We start from the raw sequence: 25,665 nt of genomic DNA, 5'->3' as shown, positions 1-25,665 counted from the left end.
CCGTTTCAGCGCCGATGGTTGGCGAAGCCGAAGCGACATCTGATCTCCCCCCTTGCGGGGGAGATTGGCAGCGTCATCGGCAGCTCCGCCGTTAACCAAATGGACGAACAAAATGGGTTAGGCTAGGTTCCGGCCCTCTCAGCAACGCCGGACTTGACTTGCCAAATTTCCATTTCCCCTCCCCCGCCCAGAAATTTCTCGCAGCCCTCCTGCTGCTTGTCTTCGTGGCCGGCTGCAGCACCACCGCACCGCCCGACAGCGTGCTGGCGGTGCCGGCGCCGCAGGAGAAATATGCGGCCATCGTCGTCGATGCCGGCAGTGGCAAGACGCTGTTCGAAGTCAGTTCGAGGGCGCAACGCTATCCGGCGTCGCTGACCAAGATGATGACGCTGTACCTGCTGTTCGAGGCGCTGGAGTCCGGCCGCGTCTCGAAGGAAACGCAGATTCCGGTCTCCGACAATGCCGCCCGGCAGCCGCCGACCAAATTGCGCTTCAAGCGCGGCGAGAGCATCGATGTCGATTCGGCGATCCGGGCGATCGTGGTCAAGTCGGCCAATGACGTGGCGGTGGCGGTGGGCGAATATCTCGGCGGCTCGGAGGACCAGTTCGCCGCCATGATGACGTCCAAGGCGCGCCAGATCGGCATGAGCAGCACCGTCTTCCGCAATGCCTCCGGCCTGCCCGACGATGGCCAGCACACATCGGCGCGCGACATGGCGACGCTGGGGATGGCGCTGCGCGCCCGCTTCCCGCAGCAGTTCCACTATTTCTCCGAAAGCGACTTCATGTTCCGCGGCCGGCTGGTGCGCGGCCACAACGACATGCTCGGCCGGGTGCGCGGCGTCGACGGCATCAAGACCGGCTATATCAGGGCATCCGGTTACAATATCGTCACGTCCTACAATGCCGACGGCCGGCATCTGATCGTGGTGGTGATGGGCGCCGACAGCGCTAGGCAGCGCAACGACCATGTCGAAGCGCTGATCCAGCGCAGTCTGTCGCCCGCCATGGCCGATACGAAGACGCGGCTGATGTTTGCGGGAGATCAGCCGGCCGCGTCGCCCGGCCTGCCGCCGCCTGGTTTGCCGGCGCAGGGGTCGCAGTTGCCTGGTTTACCGCCGCAATAGAACCCGTCGTTGGGTGGAGGAACTCTGAAACGCCGGCGGGACAGCACCCCCCTCTGGCCTGCCGGCCATCTCCCCCTCAAGTGGGGAGATTAGCAGCTTCGGCGTCTCGCCTCTTTTTCGTGTTTGGCGAAGCCATGGCGACATCTGATCTCCCCCCTTGAGGGGGAGATGTCCGGCAGGACAGAGGGGGGTCGTGAAGGATCGCTGCCTCATCTTAACTCTGCAGCAGGCGCGACCTCCGTCGGCAACAGCACTTCGGCGGTCTGGTTGCCGAGCAGCAGGCGAGCGAGGCCCCGGGGGGCTGCGCTGCCACAGGCAATTGCAGCAGGCATTCATCACAAGCATGCACAAGCCCCCAATCTTCACCGCCACAGTGGCTATGCCGCCTCGCCTTGGCGTATCGTGGGCGCGACAGCAGGAGCCGGCATCATGAGCCCAAAACCATCCGAACAGGCCGACAATGAAAACGACAGCGGCGGCGAGTATTTCGAGGCGCCGCCCGCCCACGACGCCGAACTGGTTGCCGACGAGGCGCTGGAAGCGCCCGATGTGCCGGACTCCGAACCCCATGGCCGCCTGAAGCCGAAGCGAAAACCGTCGGCGATATCAGGTAGAAAGTTTCGCAAGCGTGACCTGGTGCGCATCGACGACCTCAGGCCGAGCCTGGCCGACCGCATCCGCTCCGATCATCCCGACCTGCCGCGCGGCGCCCGCATCAGCCGGGAGGAGCTCGGCCGTTACCGCATGCGCTACATGGAGGAGCTGCTGCAGCAGGAGCATGGCGAATTCTCCGAGCTCGACCGCCAGGTGGTCGAATCGATCGCCAGGCAGGACACGATTTCGGAAAACTCGGAAGAGGAGTTCGAGGAGCACCGCTCGTTCGCCGACCGCGTCTCCGACAACATGGCGGCTTTCGGCGGCAGCTGGTGGTTCCTGATCTCGTTCGGCAGCGTGCTTGCGGTGTGGATCGGCATCAATTTGATCGCGGGCGTGAGCAGCGCCTTCGACCCCTACCCCTTCATCCTGCTCAACCTGCTGCTCTCCTGTATCGCCGCCATCCAGGCGCCGATCATCATGATGAGCCAGAGACGGACGGAGGCCAAGGACCGCCTGCGCTCGTTCAACGACTACCGGGTGAACCTGAAAGCCGAGCTGGAAGTGCGCCATTTGCACGAAAAGCTCGACTATCTGATCTCGCGCCAATGGACGCGGCTGGCCGAAATGCAGCAGATGCAGCTGGATGCGATGCACGAACTGACCGGCGCGAAGAAGGCGAAGCGGGCGCCGCGCAGGGTGCGCAGGCGGGTGGCGAAGGTGGAGGTGGCGGGGTGAGTCCCGGGCTGAGGCTGCAGGGCGGACGCGAAGTTGCCAAGCCGCGCGACGTGGCTTCGAAAATATCGCCACGCCAATTGCCCGTTGAAGCCCGGCGCGGCTTCCGCTAAGAAGCCGTGGCTGGCCGGCCTATCGGCTGGTTCGTTTTCAGGTTCCTTGAAGGCACCCGTAGCTCAGCTGGATAGAGCGCTGCCCTCCGAAGGCAGAGGTCACAGGTTCGAATCCTGTCGGGTGCGCCAATCTACCCATGTATTACAATAGCTCAGATAACCCTAAAGCGCGTCACGCTGAACGGATCCATGCGACCCGCTTGAAGTCTTTGTTTTAATGCATGTCGTTGTCCCAGAACCGCGGCTCACTTCTGGGCGACATGCATGAGTGCCCGGTGTAGGCATGGGCGATCAGTCCATATTCGGCGTCATGGCGCGTCGATTACCACTTCCGCCCGTTCAGTCAGACGCTATGCTGCCGACCATGACACCAAGGCGCGCGTTCCGTTCGTGATGAAGCAAAGTCAACACCGCTTGCATGAGCGGATGACCATTCGCGGCCACCTCGAACCCGCGTCCTTCCTGCCCTGGATCATGCGCCATGCGGCCAAGCTCGGTCTCGCGCACCACATCGCTCATGCAAGCACCGATCGCATCGAACTCGATATTGCCGGTGCGGCGGAACTGATCGACATGATGGAGATGGGATGTTCGCTTGGGCCCATTGAAGTCTGGGTCGAGACGGTCGACCGCGCGCCTGTCGAGCAAAAAAACATATAGCTTTGCGTGTGGTTACCCTCCGTTTGCACTTAATTTAATCAATATTGCAATTGCGAAATAATTATGCATACGTCAGCCGCATCGAGCGGTTCGCCAACTCCTTGCGCCGGCATCTCTCTGGTCGGGAAACAGTAGTATCAGTACGGAAAGTAAGGTCATGCTGTCCGACAAGACGGACACCTGGGTGCCGGTCGCCCTTACCCAGGATCTGCCAACAGGACAGGTAATGCCGGCGCGGACGCCCGCCGGTCCCATTGCCCTCTGGCGAAGCCAATCGGGGCGCTTGGCGGCATCGGCGGATCGCTGTCCGCATCGCGGCATGCGCCTCTCCCATGGCTTCGTGCGCGGCGAGGCGCTCTCCTGCATCTATCACGGCTGGACCTATTCGCAGGCCGGTCAGTGCCTGCGCATTCCTGCCCATCCCAGCCTCACGCCGCCGGAGACGATTCGCGTTGCGACCCGGTTGGTCGAAGAGGCCGGCGGGATCATCTGGGTCGCTGATGGAGAGCCTGATGGCAACCCACCCCTTTTTGAGGGTTACGTGCCGCTCCGTTCATTGACGGCCCGTGCCGGACATTCGGCGCTCTCGGTCGCTGCCGGTACGAAGGCCACCGTTGAAGGATACGTCTGGCAGGCACCCGGCGCGCCGGCAATTCGCCTGCTGCCTATCCCGCGGGAAGCCGGCGAGACGCTGATCCACGTCCTTGTTCCAGCCGATTGCGATGCGTCCGAGCGCATCGCCGCCTCGCGAGCCGCCGAGAGCCTTCGGCGCATGGCCGAAGGGATCGAGGCGAAAGGGGCTGTGCCATGATCGACGATGCGATGCGCGACGAATGGTATCCGGTCGGGCTTTTCAGCCGGCTCGACCGCTATGGGCGCGAGACCACCCTGATGGACGAGCGGATCAAGGTTGCGCTCGACGCCAATGGCGCGGCGAAAGTGACAGGCGAAAACGGGCGCGTGCTGCCGGTTTCGGTGCGCTATGGCCATATCTGGTCGTCGCTCGGCGAACCGAAGAAACCGGTCTTTCCGATTCCCGAGGCAGACCAGCCCGGGCGCCGCTTCGTCGATGTCGGCGTGGTGCGGGTGCGCTGCTCGCCGCTCCGCGCCGTCGAGAACTTCCTCGACATCGCACACTTCCCCTTCGTCCATACCGACATCCTCGGCTCGGAGCCACATACCGAGGTCGAAAACTACAAGGTCGATATCCGCGAGGAAGAGGATGAGGTCTGGGCGACCCAGGTGAAGTTCTACCAGCCGCAGGCGGCGAAATCCGCGAGCGGAGGTATCACGACGGAATACATGTACCGCGTGCCGGCTCCGACCTGCTCAGTCCTCTACAAGACCTGCCCGCCGCGCCCGGGCGAATGGGATGTGATTGCGCTATTCGTCCAGCCGCTTGCCGAGGATCTCTGCGACGTCTGGCCGTGGATGGCGCTTTTTGATGACGAGACGCCACAGACCGACCTCATCCATTTCCAGCAGACGATTTTCCTGCAGGACCGCTCGATCCTCGAAAACCAGATCCCGCGTCTTTTGCCGCTCGATCCCGGCATGGAAATCCCGACGCGCGCCGACCTGACCTCGGTCGCCTATCGCCGCTGGCTGAAGCGCCACAATTATACCTACGGCGCGCAATTGGTGGCACAATGAAGCTTTACGACTACATCCTCTCCCCAAGTTGCTACAAGGTGCGCCTGATGGCGACGCTGTCAGGTGTGAAGCTCGAAATCCGCCCGGTCGACTTCCATCCCGGCGCCGAGCATCGTGGCCCCGAGCTTATGGCGCTTAATCCGGGAGGCTCCATCCCGATCCTTGAAGACGGCGACCTGATCCTGACCGAGTCTTCCGCCATGCTTGGCTATCTCGCCGCGAAGGCAGCACCGGCCTGGCTCGGCAGCGGCGCCCCCGAGGAGACGGCGCGCATCCAGCAATGGCTTTCCTTCTCGCACAGGCTGACCGCCAACCTCGGCGGCGCGCGCCTGCATGAGATGCTGCTGCGTCCCGGTGACATCGGTGCGCTTCAGGCCAATGGCATAGCGGCACTACGTGAGCTGGAAGCCGGCCTCTTCGAACAAAAAATGCGTGGCGATCGGTTTCTCGCATCCGACCGGCCGACGATTGCCGACATTGCTTGCTTTCCCTACGTCGCGCTCGCGCCCGACGGCGGCGTTTCCCTCGATCCGTATCCCACGATCCGGCTCTGGTCGCGAGCGCTCCGCAGCCTCGACAATTTCATCGAAATGCCCGGTATCCACCGGCTGCACGAGTTGAAGCCCGAACCGCGACCCATGCTGGACGAGGCGTGAGGTGACCGGCTATCTCCTGAAGAATTGCGCAGCGGTCATCACCGACGAGGGCAGGGGTCCGAGCGTCCGGCGCAATGTCGATGTGCTGACGAATGGCCCGCAGATCGAGGCAATCGGGCAAGGCCTGCACAGAAGCGAGTTGCCGGCCGGTACTATCGTGCAGGACGCCGACGGCTGGTTCGTCTATCCCGGCCTCGTCAACACGCACCATCACTTCTTTCAGTGCTTTGTGCGCAACCGTGCCGAACTCGACTGGACGAAGCTGTCGGTCATCGAATGGCTCGACCGGATCTATCCGATCTTCTCCCGGCTCAACGAGGATTGTTTCTACCACGCCTCGATCACGGCGATGGCAGAGATGATAAAGCACGGTTGCACGACGGCCTTCGACCACCAGTACAATTTTCCGCGCCATGCCGGAAAACGGCTCATCGACCGGCAGTTCGAAGCGGCCGATCTTCTCGGCATGCGTTTCCATGCCGGCCGCGGCGGCAACACGCTGCCAAAATCGGAAGGCTCGACCATTCCAGACGAGATGCTGGAGACCACGGACGAATTCATTGCCGACTGCGCACGCCTCATCGACACTTATCACGACACCAGTCCCTTCAGCATGCGTCAGGTCGTGGTCGCTCCCTGCCAGCCGGTCAACTGCTACCGCGAGACCTTCGTGGAATCGGTTTCGCTGGCGCGTGATCGCGGGGTGCGGATGCACACCCATGTCGGCGAGGGCGAAAGCCCGATCATCGAGGCCCGCCATGGCATGCGTACGGTGGACTATCTCGAGGACCTCGGATTTGCCGGCCGAGACACTTTCTATGCCCATTGCTGGGAGCTGACGCATGACGAACTGCGGCTGATGGCGGCGAGCGGCACCGGTGTCTCGCATTGCCCTGAGCCGGTCTATCTGGTGGGCGCGGAGGTGACTGATATTCCCGCCATGTCCGCCTTTGGCCTGCGCGTCGGTCTCGGCTGCGACGGTGCTGCCTCGAACGACAATTCCAACCTCATGCACTGCATCCATTCCGCCTACATGCTGCAATGCCTGGCGGCCTCGACGCGCGCTCATCCCGTGCCTGCGCCGGTCGATTTCCTCGGCTATGCGACAACGGGCGGGGCCGCGCTTCTGGGCCGCAATGACATCGGCCGACTGTCGCCCGGCATGGCCGCCGACCTCTTCGCGATCGACACGCGCCGCATGGATTATGTCGGCACGCGCCACGATCCATTGAGCCTGATCGCCAAGGTCGGTATCGGCATGCCCACCGACATGACCATGATCAACGGCCGCATCGTCTGGGAGAAGGGTGCGTTTACCGGGTTGAACGAGGCCCGGCTTGCTGCGGACGCGGAAGCCGCCTTTGCCGCGGTGGAATTCTAACAACTTAAGACAGGGGAACTGACATGCTGAACTATCTGACCCGCAGAACTCTGATGAAGGGCCTTGCCGCGACAGGGCTTGCCGGCGCGCTTGGCAGCCGTCCCGCCTTTGCGGCCGACGAGCCGCTCGGTATCACGCTCGTGCTCCCGTCGCCGGTCGGCGATGTCGGCTGGGGCCATGCGCTCGCCGCCGGCCTCGAGCCGGTCAAGGCCGCCTACGGCGACAAGGTGAAGATCACCGTCATCGAGAACATCGCCGAAGGGCCGGACGCCGACCGGATCATGAACAAGACCGTCGCCGACGGTAACAAGTTCCTGATCGCCGGCTCATTCGGCTACCAGAATGGTGCACTACAGATCGCCCGCCGCGATCCTGGGGTCACCGTGCTGCATGCCTCCGGCTTCCAGACCGCGCCGAATTTCTCGCCCTTCGCGGCGAAGTATTTCCAGGGCACTTACCTGCTCGGCATAGCCGCCGCAGCTCTTTCCAAGACCGGCAAGGTCGGCTCCGTCTCGGCCTTCGCCATTCCGGAGCTGATCACCTCGATCAACGCATTTACGCTCGGCGCACAGACCGTAAATCCCGATATCGAGGTATCGGTCGTCTGGGTGAACTCCTGGTTCGACCCGGCCAAGGAACAGGAAGCCGCCAAGGCGCTGATGGCACAGAACTGCGACGTGATCTTCTCGAACGCGCAGGACACACCCTCCGTGATCTCGGCCTGCGAGGAGGCTGGCGTCTACGCGTTCAACCTCAATTCGTCGATGAAGAAATATGCACCGAAGAAATATCTCGGCTGCATCGCGACGGACTGGTCGCCCTTCTTCAAGGCTTCCGTGGATGCCCATCTCGCCGGAACTTTCAAGGGCGCCAACACCTTCCTCGGCGTCGCCGAAAAGGTGGTGGAGGTCGTGGACTGGAACTCAGATATCCCAGCCGACACGATGACGAAGATCAAGGAAGTGGCGGCGAAGATCGCCGACGGCAGCTTCTCGCCCTTCACAGGTCCAATCACCAAGGCCGACGGCAGCGAAGCCGCCGCCGCCGGTGCGACGATAGCGGATCCCGAGATCGTCGCGATGGACTGGCACGTCAAGGGTGTCACCACACCACTGCCGAAGTAAGTCATGACCCCGCCCCTTCTGTCGCTCCGCGGCATCTCGAAGAGCTACGGCCAGATCCGGGCCAACCAAGCCATCGATCTGGACGTGGCGCCCCAATCGATCCATGCGATCCTCGGGGAGAATGGGGCGGGCAAATCGACGCTGATGAAGCTCATCTATGGCGTTGAACAGCCGGACGAAGGCACCGTCGTCTGGAACGGAGAGCATCTGCGCCTTGCCTCGCCGGCTGAGGCACGGCGCAGGGGCATCGGCATGGTCTTTCAGCATTTCTCGCTGTTCGAGACGCTGACTGTCGTCGAGAACATCCAGCTCGTCGTCCCCGGCGGCAAGGCGGAGCTGGCGGGGCGCATCCGCAGCCTCGGCCAGGATTTCGGCCTTGAAGTGGATCCTCTCGCCGATGTGCACGCGCTCTCGGTCGGCGAACGGCAGCGGGTGGAGATCATCCGCTGCCTGATGACGGACCCGAAGCTGCTCATTCTCGACGAGCCGACCTCGGTCTTGCCGCCGCAGGCGGTGAAGAAGCTGTTCGACACGCTCAGGCGCCTTCGCGACCGCGGCGTGTCCATCCTGTTCATCTCCCACAAACTGGAGGAAATTCGCACGATCTGTGACCAGGCGACGGTCTTGCGTGGAGGGCGCGTTATCGGCACCGTCGACCCGCGCGACTATGATGCGCACGACCTCGCCCGGATGATGATCGGCCGCGACATGCCCGAGGTGATGCCCGCGTTGGCCATGCCCGAGGGGGAGAAGCGGTTGGAAATAATCGACATGGACTACACGCCGGACGACCCCTTTGCCACGCCGCTCTCCGGCATCAGCCTCACGGTACGATCAGGCGAGATCCTTGGCATAGCCGGAATATCGGGCAATGGCCAAGGCGAGCTTGCCGCGCTCATCTCGGGCGAAGCGATGCTGCTGAAGGAACAACGCGACCGGATCTACATGATGGGCCGCGACGTAGGCACACTCGATGCGGCCGCGCGCAGGAGATTTGGCTTCGCCTTCGTGCCCGAAGACCGGCTGGGACGCGGCGCGGTCCCTGAAATGTCGCTCGTGCTCAACACCGTTCTTACCGCCCATCCTTTCGATCTCGTGAGGCGCGGCCTCATCAACAGCGCCGGAGCGACGGCTTTCACCAGCGAATGCATCCGTCGGTACGACGTCCGCGCCTCCGGCCCGGATGCCGAAGCGGGCTCGCTGTCCGGCGGCAACTTGCAGAAATTCATCGTCGGTCGCGAGATGATGCTGTCGCCAAAACTGCTTTTCGTGGCGCAACCGACCTGGGGTGTAGACATTGGCGCTGCATCCGCCATCAGAAGGCGGCTCATCGCGTTGCGCAACCTGGGCGTGGCGATCCTCGTAATTTCCGAGGAACTCGAGGAACTTTTCGAACTCTGCGATTTCATCCAGGTGCTCCATCATGGAATGCTGAGTCCGCCTCTGGTCACGCGGGACACGCGCCCCGAAGACATCGGCAGATACATGATCGGAGCACATGCCTCGCCAGAGAAGGTTCCTGCATGAGCGTTTGGGCCGCGCCGTTCCTCCCCGCGCTCGTCCGCCGGGAGCATGCCTCGCACGTCGCGGCCATGCTGGCCCCGGCTGTCGCGCTTGGCATGGCGATCATCCTCAATCTGGGCCTTTATGTGCTGATAGGCCGAGATCCGGCGGCCGTCCTGTACGCGATGCTTCTCGAGCCGTTCCTCTCCTGGGCATCGTTTGCGGAGGTGCTGCTGAAGGCGGGGCCCCTTCTCCTCATTGCTCAGGGGCTGGCGATCGGTTTCCGCGCAAAAGTGTTCAACATCGGCGCGGAGGGCCAGTTTATCCTGGGCGCTATTTTCGCCTCGGCGATCCCCGTCTGGTTTCCGCAGGCGACCGGGCAGTGGATCTGGCCGCTGATGCTGCTTCTCGGTGCCCTCGGCGGTGCGCTTTGGGCATCTATCACCGCCTTCTGGCGCGTCAGGCTCAATGCGAACGAGATCCTGGTCTCCTTGATGCTGAGCCTCGTTGCGGCGCAAGTCCTCAACTACCTGCTGCTCGGCCCATGGAAGGACCCGGCCGGCTTCAATTTCCCACAATCCGTCATGTTTCAGAACGACGCGATGGTGCCGACCCTGATCACCGGTACCCGCGTCAACGTCTCGCTGCTCATCACACTTGCGCTCTCGCTGGTGGCCTGGGTTTTCATGCAGCGAAGCTTCATGGGGTATAAGCTCAAGGTCGGCGGCCTTGCCCCGCGCGCGGCCGGTTACGCCGGCTTCAGCGAAGGGCGTGCGATTTGGCTGTCGCTTCTGATCGGTGGCATGGCGGCGGGACTGGCAGGCGCGGCGGAAGTCGCGGGTCCGCTCGGCCAGCTGCAGCGCTCGATCTCGACCGGCTACGGTTATGCGGCCATCATTGTCGCCTATCTCGGCGGCTTGCATCCAGTCGGCATCATCTTTTCCGCGCTCTTTATGGCTGTCCTCTATATCGGCGGCGACAATGCGATGGTGTCGGCAAACCTGCCGATCGCCGCCGTCCGCGTCTTCCAAGGCAGCTTGCTGCTCGCCTATCTCGGCGCTGTGGCCTTCGTGCGCTACCGCATCGAGTGGCGCCGCCCCCATCACCTGAGCCAGCCATGAACGCCGTCGAGTTCATTATTTCGGGCATGCTCGCAGCGGCAACCCCCTTTCTCCTTGCCGCACTCGGCGAGTTGGTGGTCGAGCGCGCCGGTGTTCTTAACCTCGGCGTAGAGGGCCTGATGGCCCTCGGCGCGGTGCTCGCGTTCATCGTCGTCTACCACGGCGGTGGACACCTGCTGGGGTTCGTTGCCGCCGGCCTCGGTAGCGCCGTCCTGTCCCTCGTCTTTGCAGTGCTGGCACTCGGATTCCGGGCAAACCAGGTCGCGACAGGCCTTGCGATCGGCATTCTCGGCCAAGGCCTTTCGGCGCTGTTCGGCAAAAGCTACGAGAGCTTGACGGTGAAGGGGCTCCCGAAACTTGTCTTTCCCGGCCTCTCGGAAATCCCGGTAGTCGGCAGGCTGTTTGTCCAGGACGTCGTCGTATGGCTTTCCCTTGCCGTGACGTTTGCGATCTGGGCGATGTTTGCCTATACGAGAGTCGGCCTCGTCGTGAGGGCAATCGGCGAGAATCCCAAGGCAGCCCACGCCATCGGCTATCCGGTCATCGCTATCCGTGTCGCGGCCATAGCTTTTGGTGGCATGATGGCGGGTTTTGCCGGCGCCTATGCGGCGGCGGTGTACACGCCCCTTTGGGCGGACGGTATGATTGCCGGACGTGGCTGGATCGCGATCGCACTCGTTGTCTTTGGTACGTGGCTCGCTGGCCGCATCTTCCTGGGTGCCTGCCTCTTCGGCGCGGTTTCGCTGATGAGCCTCGCCGCCCAGGCGACCGGTCTGGACTTGCCATCGCAACTGCTTTCCAGCCTTCCCTATCTCGTTACGATCGTCGTGCTCGGTGTCATCTCGGCGGACCGCCGCTTGCTCAGGCTGAACGGTGTCGCCTCGCTTGGCGAACCCTTCGAACGTTAGCCGGGATGAAAGTGGATTTGCGAAACTCGGCGTAAGTTGAAGAGATTCGAAACGCCAGCGGACGATCGGCATCCGATCCAAAGGGCAGAAACGCCAAACGGGGCGAAGGTATGCCCGCAAGGGTAGCGCTGACGCCGTCGACTGCGAGCAGCGGAACGATGTGACGCACAACGCGCCCGACATCGGTGGAGATCGTCGCGGGTTTCTTGGGTCGTCCCCTTTCCCCAGCACGAGCCCATTCTCGAGGGTCCATTCTCCACCGCAGCCTAGGGAAGCGGCTTCGCAAGACGGCCTGAGGCATGCGCCCGGCAAATTCCCGCATGCGAGCACTCGTCCTGCCTGTCTAAGGTTCCGAGTCTAACCGCAAATCCTCGATTTTTTCTGCCAATTCCAAAATATATATTCCGATCGCCGCAAGCAGCCATAACAACGATTTCCAATACTACCTATTCTCGCAGAAACTAAAAACGCTACACTCGCGTAATCATATTGGTAACGGATGCTGTTCAACCTGCGTACAGGCAACCAACACGGGGAGCGTCATTATGGATTTCTTTAAAAGTTTAACAAAGGCCTTGGCCGGTGGCGCTGTTGCCGTGGCTTTGTGCTTTCCGGCTGGCGCGGGCGGGCTCAGTGTAGGCATCGGCGGCAGCGGTGGGGTGGGCGTCTCGGTCGGCGGCAGTGGCGGCGGGCTTGGCGTCGGCGTCTCGGTCGGCGGCAGCAAGGGCGCCAATGTCGGCGCAACGGTCGGCGGCACCAGCGGCACCACCGCCAGTGTCGGCGCTACGGTTGGCGGCACCAGCGGCGTTGCGGCCGGCGTCGGCGCATCGGTGGGCACGGGCGTCGGGGTCGGGGTCGGCGCAACCGTCGGCAGCGGTGTCGGGGTCGGCGCCGGTGTCGGGGTGGGCAATGGGGTGACGGCCGGGGTCGGGGTCGGCATTGGCGCACCGACCGCGCCCACCAGCCCTCGGGATCCCAACACGCCGGCGGTGCCGACGCGACCGGCGGTGGTTGCCATCAGCGCCATGTCGGCCGGCCAGATCGCCAAGATGAAGAAACGCTGCGCCAGCGTGCTCAGCGGCAAGGGCACCTACGACCGGGACCTGAAGGAGCTCTGCCGGATATTGGCGCGGCGCTGAGTACCGCAACATCGCATCTGCCGTGGGGCGTCAGTCTCTCAGCCAGCCCCAATGCCGCAAGTGGCGGGCATTCTTAGGGAGAGAGCTTTGCCGAGCGGTTCAGCGTTTCGCGGAAAGGCGGAACCGCTCAGGCTGTGCGCTTTCATCGGCGGCATTCCGCATGGCTTGGTCGCCGAGCCGAAGGAAGCGCGCCGCCCGGTTGCGGCCTTAATCTGACCTCTGCCGTCCGTCCGGTCACCCGTTTGGGCCGGCTCGAAGATTCGCCTCTGGCCTTTTGTATCACCCGCTCTAGCTGCTTTGTGTTAGGCTCGTCATGTTAGCCTTGTCTTGCTGATGGAGGTTTTGATGGATCGGCGATCATTCTTGACAGCATTGTTCGGCGTTGCGGGGGCCGCGGCGCTTGCTACCGCGGTTCGGCCTCTCGAGGCCGTGGCCGGGGTTCCCAATGTCGGCAACGGCATTCTCGATGAACTCGACAAGCAGGATGCCAATTCGTTTGATGACGACGAAGGCCCGGGCGATGTCGAGCAGATATCGCATCGGCGATGGCACCGTCGTCGCCACCACAGGCGGCATGTCTGGAGACGGCACTGCCGCACGTTCTGGCGGCATGGCCGGTTGCGCCGGCGCTGCTATCGCAGGCGCTCCTTTGTCGTCTTGCGGTTCTAACCGCGGCACGTTCCCGGATAGACCCTGCCCTGAGGCGCAAACACCAAACAGACCCATCCCGATTTGCATCGGGATGGGCTGGTTCAACTTTATCCAGCCACAGCTGCCACCGACTCCCGCTGCACCAGCGGGCATTCCAGCTTGGTGATGGGATAGCGGCCGCGGCCGGCAGGCGGCACTTCGAGCTGTTCGATCGCCCATTGGCCCATCGCCATGTGCGGCAGGATCGATGTCGTCAGCGGCGGGAACAGATGGCGGGCGATCTCCTCGTCGTCATAGCCGACGACGGAGATGTCCTGCGGGATGTGCAGGCCCGCCTCCTTCAGCGCTTCGTAGCAGCCGATGGCCGTGCGGTCGTTCTGGCAGAAGATGGCGGTCGGGCGCTCTTTCAGCTCCAAAAGCTCCACGGTCGCGGCATAGCCGGCGCTCGCCGACCAGTCGCCCTCGACCACCAGTTCGGGATCGAACGGGATGTCGGCGGTGGCGAGCGCCCTGCGGTAGCCTTTCAGCCGGTCCTGCGCGGCCTGCATCCACGGCTCGCCGGTGATGGTGGCGATGCGGCGGTGGCCGTGGCCGATCAGATGCCGGGTCGAGTTCTGGCCGCCGGCGATCTCGGACGGCACCACGGCCGGGAAGGCATAATCGGCCGTGTAGCAGTTGAGCAGGATGACCGGGATGTCGAGGCCGTAGAGGAAGTCCGGCGCCGTGATCTCGCGGGTGAAGATGGTCATGTAGATCAGCGCCGAGATGCCGCGCCTGGTGAGCGCCGCAACGGCGCGCGGCTCCATGACGGCGTCGCCCATGGTCTGCGCCACGAGCAACACATTGCCGGCGTTCCACGACGCCTGGCGCGCGCCCTCGATGGCGACAACGGCTTCCGGGCTTGTCGCCAGCTGGTCGACAGCGAAACCGATGACACCGTCAAGTCCATCGAAGGCGGGAACAGGTTTGCGCAGCGCCGAGAAGGCGGGTGCTGCGTAGCCGAGCGAGCGCGCGGCGTCGATCACCCGCTCGCGCGTCTGCTGCGACAGCCGGATGCCGGGCGAATCGTTGAGCACGAAAGAGACGGTCGCCTGCGAGCAACCGGCTGCCCTGGCAATGTCGGTCATGGTGACGCGGCCGCCCTTGGCAGCTCTCGCCGGCGCCTTGCGCCGCTTCGCCGTGTCGTCCGGATCCCTCGTCTCGCTCATGGCATTGCGTCCCAATCCCCAGCCTGTCTAGTCGCAAGCCTGCCACACCGACAAGATGGTGTCGCGCCGTCGACCGATGGAAATAGTCGAAGGCGATTATCTTTATTAGCAGTTTTGAAGTTCCCCGCCATGCCGCTGCGGGCTGCGTGAAATTCAAGGACTGCAAGGCATCTGCTTGCGCGAAGCCGTGCTGCACCTGTTCGGGCAAACTAGACCTAGGGCCACCGCCGAGTGTCCGCGCGAGACCTCTGCTAATAGTGTTTACTAATACAAAACGACGCTGTAACGTCAATCCGCCGTGTCCGGTCAGGTGGGACCCGTGCGGCGAGAAGTGCACGTGAATGGCCCGATGGCGAGCGGGGTTTGCCTCCGCAAGCTTGGTCTCGGACATGTGATATGTCAGACAAATCAGACTATTTACGAGCACGGGATGAGTCTCTAAAGTCCGTGATCGCGACCGACGACGCCATTCTTCAGCGCCGGGAACCCCTGAGGAGGAGGGCGTCCAAATCGCGAGCGGCAAGTCAGTGAATGCAAGATCGGTTCAGTCCGACGACTGAGCCAAAACGGGAGGTTGAACATGAAATCCTTGATACGACATGCATCCGTGGCCACCGCAGCCCTGCTGCTTGGCCTGACCGCGACAGCCATTGCGCGCGCCGACGACAAGCCGACGCTTGCCTTCGTCGTCAACGGCGCTTCCGATTTCTGGAAGGCCGCCGAAGCCGGCGTCAAGAAGGCGCAGGCCGAATTGCCCGACTACAATCTCGAACTTAAATATCCCGAGCAGTCCTCGGTCGCCATCCAGCAGCGGCTGATGGACGATCTGGTGACCGCCGGCGTCAAGGGCATCATGGTCTCGGCCGTCGACCCCAAGACCTCGACCGACGGCCTGAACAAGATCGCGTCGGAAACGGCGCTGTTCACCACCGACTCCGATGCCCCGCAGACCAAGCGCGTCGCCTATATCGGCTCGTCCAATGTCGACGCCGGCAAGCAGGCGGCCGAGATCGCCAAGAAGGCGATGCCGGACGGCGGCAAGTGCCTCGGCTTCGTCGGCCTGCTCGGCGCCGACAATGCCAAGGAACGCATCCAGGGCATGAAGGACGGCCTCGCCGGCAGCAAGATCGAACTGGTGGACGTGCGCGGCGACGACATCGACCAGGCGCGCGCCAAGAAGAATGTCGAGGACGCGCTGGTCGCCAGCCCCGACATCACCTGCATGGTCGGCTTCTATTCCTACAACACGCCGCGCATCTATGAAGCGCTGCGCGACGCCGGCAAGCTCGGCTCGATCACCGTCGTCGGCTTCGATGACGATCCGATCACGCTGGGCGGCGTCAAGGAAGGCACCGTGGCGGCGACCGTCGTGCAGCAGCCCTTCGAGTGGGCCTATCAGGGCATGAAGCTGATGGCCGCCTATCTCAAGGGCGACAAATCAGGCATTCCGGAAGGCGGCCTGATCATCATCCCGACCAAGATCATCGGTAAGGACGATGTCGACACCTATGCCGCCAATCTGAAGGCGATGTCCGGAAACTGAGACCACGAGCAGTTGCGCCGGCTCAGGGTTCGCCTTGAGCCGGCGATCGTGTTGACGGGTCGGCCAAGGCCCGTCAGTCTGTAGCCCACCGGCTGCTGGCAAGCCTGATCAAATATGGCGTGATGAATTATTCCGACCCATCTATCGTCGCAACCACCCCGTTCCTCGGCCTCGAGAACGTGCGCAAGACCTATCCGGGCGTGGTGGCGCTGGACGGCTTTTCCATGGAGGTCAGGCCGGGCGAGGTGATCGGCCTGGTCGGCGAAAACGGCGCCGGCAAATCGACCTTGATGAAGATCCTCGGCGGCGTCACCAGGCCGGACAGCGGCGCCATCACCGTCGACGGCGTTGCGCATGACGGGCTCACCGTCGAAGGCAGCCTGGGGTCGGGCATCGCCTTCGTCCACCAGGAACTCAATCTCTTCGAAAACCTCGATGTTGCCGCCAATATCTTCTTCGGCCGCGAGCCGTTGCGCGGCGGGCCGCTGAGATTGGTCGACCGCGCCAAGCTGCGCGAAATGGTGGCGCCGCTGCTGAAGCGCGTCGGCGCCAATTTCTCCGCCGATACGCCGGTTGCCTCGCTGTCGCTGGCGCAGCAGCAGATGGTCGAGATCGCCAAGGCACTGTCGATCAAGGCGCGGCTGGTGATCCTCGACGAGCCGACGTCGAGCCTGCCGCTCGCCGAAACCGACAAGCTGCTCGACGTCATCAAGGCGCTGAAGGCCGATGGCATCAGCGTCATCTTCATTTCGCACCGGCTGCATGAGGTCGAGCGCGTCGCCGACCGCGTCGTGGTGCTGCGCGACGGCATGCTGGCTGGCACCTTGCCGAAGAGCGCCATCAACCACGACCAGATGGTCAAGCTGATGATCGGCCGCATGCTGAAGGAGCGCGAGAAGGCCTCCGAGGCGGCTCGGGCGCCGGGCGCCACGGCGCTCTCGGCCAAAGCCATCCGCACCCCCGCCTACCCTGCCCGGCCGGTCGACCTCGACATCAGGCGCGGTGAAATCCTCGGCCTCGCCGGCCTTGTCGGCTCCGGCCGCACCGAACTGGCGCGGGTGTTCTTCGGCATAGACAGCACGCTTGGCGGTGGGCTCGAACTCGACGGCAAGCCGCTTGTGCTGGGTTCGGCGGCCGATGCGGTCGCGCATGGCATTTTTCTGGTTCCGGAAGACCGCAAGCTGACCGGCATTTTGCTTGACCTGTCGATCGCGCAGAACATCTCGCTGCCCAACCTGCCGGCGCATGCGAAGCGTCGACTGGTGTCGGCAAGCGCCGAGACCGCCACCGCCGAGAAGCAGAAGACGAATCTCGGCATCAAAGCGCCGTCGGTGCAGACGCGAACCGGCACGCTGTCGGGCGGCAACCAGCAGAAGGTGGTGCTGGGCAAATGGCTGGCGATGAACCCGAAGGTGATGATCCTCGATGAGCCTACGCGCGGCATCGATATCGGCGCCAAGGCCGAGATTTACGGGCTGATGCGAGCCTTGGCCGATGCCGGCGTGGCCGTGCTGATGATCTCCAGCGACATGGAAGAGGTGATCGGCGTGTCCGACCGCATCGCCGTCATGCATGAGGGCCAGATCTCGGGCATTCTCGACAAAGAACAATTCAGCCAGGAAAACGTGCTGTTGCTGGCGGTCGGCAAGCCGGCAAACTAGCGGGCTTCAGGCGATTGCCGGTCCGGCGCATTGGGGAGAAGACGATGAGCAAAAAAGATCTCGGCCTGCTGATCCTGATCCTGGTGGTCGGCGCCGTGGTGACCGCCATCAACCCGCGCTTTCTTTTGCCGATCAACCTCGCCAACACCTCGAACCTGATCGGCCTGTTTGGGATCCTCGCCATCGGCCAGGCCTTCGTCATCATCACCGGCGGCATCGAATTGTCGGTGGGATCGCTGGTGGCGCTGCTCGGCACGCTGTTCATCGATTTCATCGCCGTGCGCGACATGCCATGGCCGGTGGCGCTGCCGCTGATCCTGGTGCTGGGCGGCATCATCGGGCTGGCGCATGGCTGGCTGATCACAAGGCTGAAATTGCAGCCCTTCGTGGTCACGCTGTGCGGCCTTTTGATCTATCGCGGGGTCGCCCGTTTCTATACCGCCGACGGCACCGCCGGCTTCGCCTTCGGCCAGAATTTTCCCGAGCTCGAATTCCTCACCGCGGGCCGCAGCTATGGCGTGCCCAACAGCTTCATCGCACTGATCGTCATTTCGATCGTCATGTGGGTGGTGCTGCACCGCTCGGTGTTCGGACGCTACCTCTATGCCATCGGCAAGAACGAAGAGGCGGCGAAATATTCGGGAATTCGCACCGGCCGTGTCGTCATGGCCGCCTATGTCATCTGCGGCGTGCTGACGGCGCTGTCGGCGATCTATTTCGCCATGTACACGCGCTCGATCTCGCCGGCCAGCCACGGCCAGTTCTACGAGCTCTACGCCATTGCCGCCGCCGTTCTCGGCGGCTTCTCGCTGCGCGGCGGCGAAGGCTCGCTGGTCGGCGTCATCCTGGGCACCGTGCTGCTGCAGGAGTTGCAGAACCTGGTCAATCTGCTCGGCATCCCGTCCTCGCTCAACTTCGCGGTGATGGGCGGCGTGATCCTGATCGGCGTGCTGGTCGACCAGCAATGGGGCGTGTTCCGCGCAAGGCGGCTGATGCTCGATGCCAGCCGGAAGACTGTCGCGGCGGAGTAGCGCTACATCACGCCGGATATATCCGAGAAGGCCATCGCCTTGCGCAGCACCTCGGCGAAGCGTTCTCCGGCGGCTTCGCGCTGGCCGCCATTGTCGATCGAGGTGACGCCGGAGCCGGACAAAGCGATATTGGCGCTGCGGGCGAGCCGAGCCAGCACTTCGCCGCGCGATTCGCGGCCGCGCTGGGCGAGACGCTCGGCGAGGATTTCCGGCGAGGCGGTGATCTCGACGACAGCCAGATTGGCATAGCGCTCCCGCAGCACCGGGATGACTGCGCGCGAGACATTGGCGACCGCGACATAGCCGTTGGCGATGGACGAGTCGACATCGGCCGGAATGCCGTAGCGCAGGCCGTGCGCCTCCCAGGAAATGGCGAAGGCGCCGTCGGCCTCGGCTTCGACAAAGGCCGCGTCGGCCAGCGTGTCGTGATCCTCGCTTGCCGCATCGCTCGGCCTGGTGATGACCCGGCGGACGAACTCCAGCCTCGTCTCGTCGGCAAACAAGGTGCGGGCATAACCGATTACCGTATCCTTGCCGGCGCCGCTCGGGCCGACGACGGCGACGAACACGCCGTTGCGGAGCGGAAAGGCCTCGCTGCTGAGTTCGCGCTCGATCGACGCCGAGACCATCAGGCGACCCGGCGCCCTTGGCGCCAGACGGTGCGCACGACCGGCACATGGTCGTCGACGCGCACACGCACGAGGTCGGCGCGGCGGCCCTGTTCGATGACGCCGCGGTCGTTTAGGCCGATCGCCTCGGCCGGATTCTTCGACACCATCGCAACCGCCTGCGGCAGGGAAATGCCCTCGACGACGTCGCCGAGGAAGAAGGCCGACTGGATCAGGCTGAAGGGAATGTAGTCGGACGACAATATGTCGAGCAGGCCGTCGCCGGCCAGCGTGCGGGCCGAGACGTTGCCCGAATGCGAGGAGCCGCGCATGACGTTGGGCGCGCCCATCAGCACGCCGAGCCCGGCATCCTTCGAGGCCTTGGCGGCTTCCAGCGTGGTCGGGAATTCCGCGACGCGCACGCCCTGCTCGATCGCTTCGTCGACATGGCCCGATGTGGCGTCGTCATGGCTCGCCAGCACAATGCCCCGCTCGTTGCAGGCGGCTGATATCGCCACCCGGTTCGGTCCCGAATTCTTCGCTGATTCCGACATCCGCTTTTCGCAGAACAATTGGAAGTCGCGATCGGTCAGCTTCAGCTTGCGCTGGTAGTAATAGGCGTAGGTCTCGAGATTGACGAACTGGCGCTGTCCCGGCGCATGGTCCATCAGCGAGGCCAGTTTGACCCGCTCGTCGCCATCGAAATTGGCGAAAGCCCGCAAGCAATCCGGCGCCGAGACCTCGCAGCGCAGGTGCAAGAAATGGTCGGCCCGCAACCGGTCTTTCGCGACGCTGTCCTCGATCGCGCCGGCGAGCTTGCGGATGTCGTCGGAGGTAATATCCGCGTCCTCGTCCATGCCGACACGCAAAGCGTCGAGCACGGTGGTGATGCCGGCGGTGGCCACCTGCGCGTCATGGGCAAGGACGGCGGCGATCGGGTTCCAGCGCACTTTCGGGCGCGGCGCATAGTGGCCTTCGAGATGGTCAGTGTGCAGCTCGACCAGGCCGGGAATGATGTAGTCGCCGCCCATGTCCTCGCCGCCCATGCCCCCGCCGGTGTGGCCGGTGCCGGCGTCGACGCCGGAGATAAAACCGTCGCGCAGCACGAGCGACCCTTCGACGATCTCGTCGGCAAGCACGATGCGGGCGTTGTGGAGAACAGTTTCGGCGGTCATTTCAGGCGGTCCCTGGTTACTCGGACGAATTGCGGTTAGGCGGTTTTTCGGGCAGCGCGGCGGCCGAGCGCATGATGCGAAAGCACCATGAACGGAGCGCCCGGTTCGGTTTCGACGAACAGCGTCAGCGCATCCACCAGCACCGGCTGCTGCAGCACATCGGCGAACAGGCTGTCGATTGCCGCGCGCAGACGTTGGCTTTCCTGCGGCCCGGCCCGGCCGGACAGCGTCATGTGGAAGCGAAAGGTCTCGAACACGTAGGGGTAGCCCCACTGACAGAGATTGCGGAACTCGGCCGGTTTCAGCGAATCCGGGCTGCGCCGTTCGATTTCCGCTTCGGTGAGCGGCGCGCGAAAACGGTCGAAGCTAAGCACGACATCATCGGCGAAACGGTTGAGCGGCGGCAGCGGACCTTCCGGCACCAAAGCGAAGAAACCATCGATCTGGCTGACGACCAGGCGCGGGATGGTGACCGTCGGCGTTGCTTTGGCAAAGGCGTCCAGCGCCGCGCGCAACGAGCTTTCGGTTTCGTTGGCGGCCAACCGGAAGGGCGCTTTCAGCGTCGCATGAAAACCGTAGCGCCGCGCCGATGCGGTGTGAAAGGCGACTTCGGCCGCCGACAGCTCGCCCACCGCCTCGACCGGCCTGGTGGCGGCGCCAAAGGGGTCGCGACCCAGCCAGTTGGCGGCGATCCGCGCCAACGGCTCGTCCTGCCTCGGGGTGAAATAGATGGCGTAGCGCATCGAAAAAAATCCTCGTCAGCCCGCTGCCATAGGTGATTTCCATGACGGATTGACGAAGCTTATGCGAGTTTTCGAAGGCAAATCGACCCCATGGATCGTTAGCCGACGATTTTTCTTCCGGCGCAAGCGAAGGCCGATCAGGCCTTCATGAGCCATTCGTGCTCGGGCGCGTTGTGGAACTTCCACGTCCGCTTCGGCCCGGCCATGACGTTAAGGTAATAGAGGTCGTAGCCGTGACAGGCCGCGCACGGATGATAGCCCTTGGGCACCAGCACGACATCGCCGTCCTCGATCGCCATCGCCTCGTCCAGTTCGCGGGCGCCCGACTTGTCGGCGTCGGTGTAGACGCGCTGGAAGGCAAAGCCCTGCGGCGGGTTGAGGCGGTGGTAATAGGTTTCCTCAAGATAGGATTCGGCCGGCAGATTGTCCTGATCGTGCTTGTGCGGCGGGTAGCTCGATGTGTGGCCACCGGGCGTGATGACCTCGACCACCAGCAGCGAGTCGGCGGGCTTGCCCTCGGGCAATATGTTGGTGACGTAGCGCGTGTTGGTGCCTTTGCCCCGAGTCTCCTGGCCGAGGTCGTCGGGTGCGATGACGCGAACGGGCAAGCCGCCGCCCAGGCCCGGCGCCGAGCAGACCGCGAGTTCGAGATCGGTGTCGGCGGTGACCGACCAGTCCGAACCCTCCGGAATATAGACCGACCACGGCTTGCCCTCGAAGGGCGACATGCGCTCGCCGAGCAGGCCGAGTTCCTGGCCGCCGGCCCTTGCCGTGCCCTTGCCGGTGACGAACACCAGGCAGACTTCGCGATCCTGCGTCTTGCCGGATGCGGTCTCGCCCGGCTTCAGGCGGTGCAGGTCGAAGCCGACATAGGTCCATCCGGCGCTTTTGGGCGTGACATGGGCGACGCGGCCATGGCCCTTGTCGGCTTTGACGAGCAGTTTCGACATGTTTTGTCTCTCCTATCGCAAGTCTTCGAGGTCGGCCTCTCAACTTCGTCATCCTAGAGCGAAGCTCCGTCGCGAAGACCCTAGGATGACGAAGCGAGGGACGTTCCGGCCAATCACCGACGTAGGCGATACGCCAGGTGTCGAGTGTCCGACCCGCAAGCCCTTCCGAGCCACGGCCGCTTCATTCCTTCGGTTCGGCGTCCGCCTTCGCTTCGCCGGTCTTCGGTCGATCAGGCGCAGCCTTGCTCTCCTCCACCGGCTTGTAAAGATAGAAGAACTGCCACACCGCGTAGGCGGCAAAGCCGAGCGCAATGATGCCCCAGAATGGGGTGCCGGAGGCGAATTCTATTCCGGCCCAGATCACGCAGACGGCGACGACGGCAACGCGCCGCCACAGCGGCCGGAAGAACGGGTGCTCGTAATCCTTCATCGGACCGGCTTACGCATTGGGAAAGCCTTGCGTCTCGACCGTGTAGCCGGCCGCCGTCATCACCCGCATCAGCTCCTTGTAACCCACGTGGGCCATCTTCAGCGGCGGGTTCTTTTTCGGGTCCTGCTCGGCCTCGACGACGAACCAGCCTTCATAGCCATGGTCGGCGAAGCGCTGCACGATGGCGCCGAAATCGAGCGAACCGTCGCCAGGCACCGTGAAGGCACCGAGCGCCACGGCGTCGAGAAAGGACTGCTTTGTGCGGTCGAGCCCGTCGATCACGCCCATGCGCACATCCTTCACATGGACATGGCTGATGCGCTTGTGGTGGTTGTCGATGGCGCGCAGCACGTCGCCGCCGGCAAAGGCGAGATGCCCTGCATCGAGCAGCAACGGAATGCCTTCGCCGGAATGGCGCATGAAGGCATCGAGCTCCGGCTCGGTCTCGACCACCGCCGCCATGTGATGGTGATAGGACAGCGGCATGCCTTGCTCGGCGCACCATTCGCCGAATTCGGTGAGGCGCCTGGCATAGGCCCTCATCTCGTCGTTGGACAATTTCGGCTTCGTGGCGAGAGGCCTGGAGCGATCGCCCTGGATCGAGCGGCCGACCTCGCCATAGACGATGCAAGGCGCATTCACCGCCTTGAACAGGTCGATCATCGGCTGGATGCGATCCTTGTTCTTGCCCATGTCCTCATCGACCAGCGTGCCGGAGAACCAGCCGCCGCACAGCGTCACGTCGGCCTTTTTCAGGATAGGCAGCATGATTTCGGGGTCATTGGGAAAGCGGCGGCCCATTTCCATGCCGGTGAAGCCGGCCGAGCGCGACTGGCGCAGGCACTCTTCCAGCGAGACGTCGTCGCTGAGTTCGGCAAGATCGTCGTTCCACCACGCAATGGGGGACATGCCCAGTTTGGCTTTCAAGTTTTAGCTCCGGTTTCTTGTTCACCCTCCCCCTTGTGGGGAGGGTCGCTGCGAAGCAGCGAGGTGGGGTGCGGCGCCAGACCCCCACCCGGACCTTCGGTCCGACCTCCCCACAAGGGGGAGGTAGGGGCCGGGTGCATGTACATCAATCGCCGATTGTCTGCATCTGCCGCTTTTCGTCGTAGGCCTTGCGGGCTGCGTTGACCTGCGGCCGTGCGGAGACTTCCGGCACCGCGACATCCCACCAATGGCCGCCGGCATCGGTGGAAATCAGCGGGTCGGTGTCGATGACCAGCACGGTGGTGCGGTCGTTGGTTTTCGACTTTTGCAGCGCGGTCTCCAGGCCGGTGATCGACGGCACCTTCTCGGCAATAGCGCCCATGCTCGCCGCATGCGCGGCGAAGTCGATGTCGGGCAGGATCTCGTGGCGCGCGTCCTTCAGGAGGTTGTTGAAGTTGGCGCCGCCGGTGGCCATCTGCAGCCGGTTGATGCAGCCATAACCCCTGTTGTCGAGCACCACTATGGTCAGCTTCAGGCCGAGCATCACCGACGTGGCGATTTCGGAATTCATCATGAGGTATGAGCCGTCCCCGACCATGACGACGACCTCCTGGTCGGGCTTGGCCATCTTGGCGCCGAGCCCGCCGGCAATCTCGTAGCCCATGGTCGAGAAGCCATATTCGCCATGGTACGAGCCGGGCGCGCCTGCCTGCCAGAGCTTGTGCAACTCGCCCGGCAGGCCGCCCGACGCGTTCAGCAAGGTCACGCCGGATCCCAGCGCGCGCTGCACGGCGCCGATCACCTGCGCGTCCGACGGGAAGGCGGCGTTGGTCGACGCCGTCACCTTGGAGGCTTCGGCCTGCCAAGCCTTCTTGCCTTGGGTCGCATTGTCGGTCCATGTCGCCGGTGCTTTCCAGTTCCCCAGCGCAGCACCGAGTTCGGCGAGCCCTTCGGCCGCATCGGCGACCAGCGGCAGCGCGCGGTGCTTGCCGGCGTCGAAAGGCTGCACGTTGAGGCCGATGATGGTCTTGCCGGAGTTCTTGAACAGCGCCCACGAGCCGGTGGTGAAATCCTGCAGGCGGGTGCCGATGGCGAGCACGACATCGGCTTCCTCGGCCAGCCGGTTGGCCGCGGACGTGCCGGTGACGCCAACCGCCGCCATGTTGAGCGGATGTGTGTCGGGCAGCGAGGACTTGCCGCCTTGCGTCTCGCAGACCGGAATGCCGGCGCTCTCGGCGAATTTCGCCAGTTCGTCCGAAGCCTGCGCATACAGCACGCCGCCGCCGGCGATGATCAGCGGTTTTTTCGCACCCTTCAGCGCGGTGACCGCCGCCGCCAATTCATGCCGGTCCGGACGCGGCCGGCGCTGGTGCCAGACGCGCTCGGCGAAAAAGCTCTCGGGATAGTCATAGGCCTCGGCCTGCACGTCCTGGCAGAGCGACAGCGTCACCGGGCCGCATTCCGCCGGATCGGTCAGCACCTGCATGGTCCGCGCCAATGCCGGGATGATCTGCTCGGGACGGGTGATGCGGTCGAAATAGCGCGACACCGGACGGAAGCAGTCATTGACCGTCGCGGTGCCGTCGGAAAAGTCCTCGGCCTGCTGCAGCACCGGGTCGGGAATGCGGTTGGCGAAGACATCGCCCGGCAAAAACAGGACGGGCAACCTGTTTACATGGGCGAGCGCCGCCGCCGTCACCATGTTGAGCGCACCGGGGCCGATCGAAGAGGTCGCGGCCATGAAGCGGCGGCGGAAATTGGCCTTGCCATAGGCGATCGCCGCATGCGCCATCGCCTGCTCATTGTGAGCGCGGAAGGTCGGCAATTCGTCGCGCAGCTGGTACAGCGCCTCGCCGATGCCGGCGACATTGCCGTGACCGAAGATCGCCCACACACCGCCGAAGATGGGCACTCGTCTGCCGTCGATCTCGGTCATCTGCTTGCTCAGAAAGCGGGTCAGCGCCTGCGCCATCGTCAGGCGGATTGTCTTGCTCATGGTGTTTTCCTCCGCAGTCCTCTTGCCG

24 protein-coding genes and 1 tRNA gene are annotated in these 25,665 nt (G+C 63.7%); 16 read left to right on the top strand and 9 right to left on the bottom strand.

Annotated features, from left to right (window positions below; all coding sequences use genetic code 11):
* Positions 1–158 precede the first annotated feature (158 nt).
* From NKI05_RS08330 to NKI05_RS08270, 13 genes are all read left to right on the top strand, one after another.
* Positions 159–1,127 (top strand): D-alanyl-D-alanine carboxypeptidase family protein, encoded by a 969-nt coding sequence (locus NKI05_RS08330; protein WP_023689149.1) that lies wholly within the window; start codon positions 159–161, stop codon positions 1,125–1,127.
* Positions 1,128–1,556: 429 nt separating this feature from the next.
* Complete coding sequence (locus NKI05_RS08325; protein WP_023703727.1) at positions 1,557–2,459, top strand: DUF1003 domain-containing protein; 903 nt, start codon at positions 1,557–1,559, stop codon at positions 2,457–2,459.
* 162 nt (positions 2,460–2,621) lie between these two features.
* A tRNA-Arg gene (locus NKI05_RS08320) sits at positions 2,622–2,698 on the top strand.
* A 264-nt stretch (positions 2,699–2,962) separates the two neighbouring features.
* The gene (locus tag NKI05_RS08315) at positions 2,963–3,229 is read left to right on the top strand and encodes an acylphosphatase (RefSeq protein WP_023714515.1); all 267 of its coding nucleotides are present in this window, start codon (positions 2,963–2,965) and stop codon (positions 3,227–3,229) included.
* A 157-nt stretch (positions 3,230–3,386) separates the two neighbouring features.
* A complete protein-coding gene (locus tag NKI05_RS08310; protein ID WP_023714514.1) occupies positions 3,387–4,040 on the top strand; it encodes a Rieske 2Fe-2S domain-containing protein in 654 nt (217 codons plus the stop codon).
* Positions 4,037–4,882 (top strand): aromatic ring-hydroxylating oxygenase subunit alpha, encoded by an 846-nt coding sequence (locus NKI05_RS08305; RefSeq protein WP_023699367.1) that lies wholly within the window; start codon positions 4,037–4,039, stop codon positions 4,880–4,882. Before NKI05_RS08310 ends, NKI05_RS08305 begins: the two co-directional genes overlap by 4 nt.
* The gene (locus NKI05_RS08300; RefSeq protein WP_023699368.1) at positions 4,879–5,538 is read left to right on the top strand and encodes a glutathione S-transferase family protein; all 660 of its coding nucleotides are present in this window, start codon (positions 4,879–4,881) and stop codon (positions 5,536–5,538) included. The genes NKI05_RS08305 and NKI05_RS08300 overlap by 4 nt, the downstream gene beginning before the upstream one ends.
* A 1-nt stretch (position 5,539) precedes the next feature.
* The gene (locus tag NKI05_RS08295) at positions 5,540–6,919 is read left to right on the top strand and encodes an amidohydrolase (protein ID WP_023689144.1); all 1,380 of its coding nucleotides are present in this window, start codon (positions 5,540–5,542) and stop codon (positions 6,917–6,919) included.
* Between the two features lie 26 nt (positions 6,920–6,945).
* On the top strand, positions 6,946–8,043 hold the full coding sequence (locus tag NKI05_RS08290; RefSeq protein WP_196814915.1) for a BMP family ABC transporter substrate-binding protein: 1,098 nt from the start codon (positions 6,946–6,948) through the stop codon (positions 8,041–8,043).
* A gap of 3 nt (positions 8,044–8,046) precedes the next feature.
* The gene (locus tag NKI05_RS08285) at positions 8,047–9,570 is read left to right on the top strand and encodes an ABC transporter ATP-binding protein (protein ID WP_023739727.1); all 1,524 of its coding nucleotides are present in this window, start codon (positions 8,047–8,049) and stop codon (positions 9,568–9,570) included.
* Positions 9,567–10,667 (top strand): ABC transporter permease, encoded by a 1,101-nt coding sequence (locus tag NKI05_RS08280; RefSeq protein WP_023816009.1) that lies wholly within the window; start codon positions 9,567–9,569, stop codon positions 10,665–10,667. Before NKI05_RS08285 ends, NKI05_RS08280 begins: the two co-directional genes overlap by 4 nt.
* Positions 10,664–11,575 carry an ABC transporter permease gene (locus NKI05_RS08275; protein ID WP_023734807.1) on the top strand — a complete coding sequence of 304 codons (912 nt, stop codon included), beginning with the start codon at positions 10,664–10,666 and terminating at the stop codon, positions 11,573–11,575. The genes NKI05_RS08280 and NKI05_RS08275 overlap by 4 nt, the downstream gene beginning before the upstream one ends.
* A gap of 545 nt (positions 11,576–12,120) precedes the next feature.
* Positions 12,121–12,714, top strand: a complete 594-nt coding sequence (locus tag NKI05_RS08270) for a hypothetical protein (protein ID WP_286461242.1) — start codon at positions 12,121–12,123, stop codon at positions 12,712–12,714.
* A 357-nt stretch (positions 12,715–13,071) separates the two neighbouring features.
* On the opposite strand, the gene NKI05_RS08265 is transcribed toward NKI05_RS08270, so the two are convergent.
* Positions 13,072–13,254, bottom strand: a complete 183-nt coding sequence (locus tag NKI05_RS08265; protein ID WP_031205052.1) for a hypothetical protein — start codon at positions 13,252–13,254, stop codon at positions 13,072–13,074.
* A gap of 218 nt (positions 13,255–13,472) precedes the next feature.
* Positions 13,473–14,573: a LacI family DNA-binding transcriptional regulator gene (locus NKI05_RS08260; RefSeq protein WP_027049100.1), complete on the bottom strand. Its 1,101-nt coding sequence runs from the start codon at positions 14,571–14,573 to the stop codon at positions 13,473–13,475.
* A gap of 580 nt (positions 14,574–15,153) precedes the next feature.
* Here NKI05_RS08260 and NKI05_RS08255 point away from each other — a divergent pair.
* From NKI05_RS08255 to NKI05_RS08245, 3 genes are all read left to right on the top strand, one after another.
* Entirely contained in the window at positions 15,154–16,116 is a 963-nt protein-coding gene (locus tag NKI05_RS08255; protein WP_023672352.1) for a sugar-binding protein, read from the top strand.
* 122 nt (positions 16,117–16,238) lie between these two features.
* A complete protein-coding gene (locus NKI05_RS08250; protein ID WP_023814492.1) occupies positions 16,239–17,777 on the top strand; it encodes a sugar ABC transporter ATP-binding protein in 1,539 nt (512 codons plus the stop codon).
* 44 nt (positions 17,778–17,821) lie between these two features.
* Positions 17,822–18,808, top strand: a complete 987-nt coding sequence (locus tag NKI05_RS08245) for an ABC transporter permease (protein WP_023684050.1) — start codon at positions 17,822–17,824, stop codon at positions 18,806–18,808.
* Positions 18,809–18,810: 2 nt separating this feature from the next.
* On the opposite strand, the gene phnN is transcribed toward NKI05_RS08245, so the two are convergent.
* The 7 genes from phnN to iolD all read right to left on the bottom strand — a co-directional run bounded on the left by phnN (position 18,811) and on the right by iolD (position 25,637).
* Entirely contained in the window at positions 18,811–19,440 is a 630-nt protein-coding gene (gene phnN, locus NKI05_RS08240) for a phosphonate metabolism protein/1,5-bisphosphokinase (PRPP-forming) PhnN (protein ID WP_023827374.1), read from the bottom strand.
* Entirely contained in the window at positions 19,437–20,591 is a 1,155-nt protein-coding gene (locus tag NKI05_RS08235) for an alpha-D-ribose 1-methylphosphonate 5-triphosphate diphosphatase (protein WP_023814494.1), read from the bottom strand. Before NKI05_RS08235 ends, phnN begins: the two co-directional genes overlap by 4 nt.
* 35 nt (positions 20,592–20,626) lie before the next feature.
* A complete protein-coding gene (locus NKI05_RS08230; protein ID WP_023739734.1) occupies positions 20,627–21,334 on the bottom strand; it encodes a DUF1045 domain-containing protein in 708 nt (235 codons plus the stop codon).
* A gap of 137 nt (positions 21,335–21,471) precedes the next feature.
* The gene (gene iolB / locus NKI05_RS08225) at positions 21,472–22,284 is read right to left on the bottom strand and encodes a 5-deoxy-glucuronate isomerase (RefSeq protein ID WP_023672346.1); all 813 of its coding nucleotides are present in this window, start codon (positions 22,282–22,284) and stop codon (positions 21,472–21,474) included.
* Positions 22,285–22,465: 181 nt separating this feature from the next.
* Entirely contained in the window at positions 22,466–22,714 is a 249-nt protein-coding gene (locus tag NKI05_RS08220; protein ID WP_023672345.1) for a hypothetical protein, read from the bottom strand.
* A 9-nt stretch (positions 22,715–22,723) separates the two neighbouring features.
* Positions 22,724–23,641, bottom strand: coding sequence for a myo-inosose-2 dehydratase (gene iolE, locus NKI05_RS08215; RefSeq protein ID WP_023814495.1), 918 nt, complete (start codon positions 23,639–23,641; stop codon positions 22,724–22,726).
* Positions 23,642–23,786: 145 nt separating this feature from the next.
* Positions 23,787–25,637 (bottom strand): 3D-(3,5/4)-trihydroxycyclohexane-1,2-dione acylhydrolase (decyclizing), encoded by a 1,851-nt coding sequence (gene iolD, locus NKI05_RS08210; RefSeq protein WP_286455401.1) that lies wholly within the window; start codon positions 25,635–25,637, stop codon positions 23,787–23,789.
* Positions 25,638–25,665 lie beyond the last annotated feature (28 nt).

The sequence above is a fragment of the Mesorhizobium sp. M0771 genome, assembly GCF_040320155.1.
In the GTDB taxonomy this organism is placed as follows: Bacteria; Pseudomonadota; Alphaproteobacteria; order Rhizobiales; family Rhizobiaceae; genus Mesorhizobium.
Note: the sequence above shows the minus strand (reverse complement) of the source record. Positions and strands in the feature narration are given on the sequence as shown.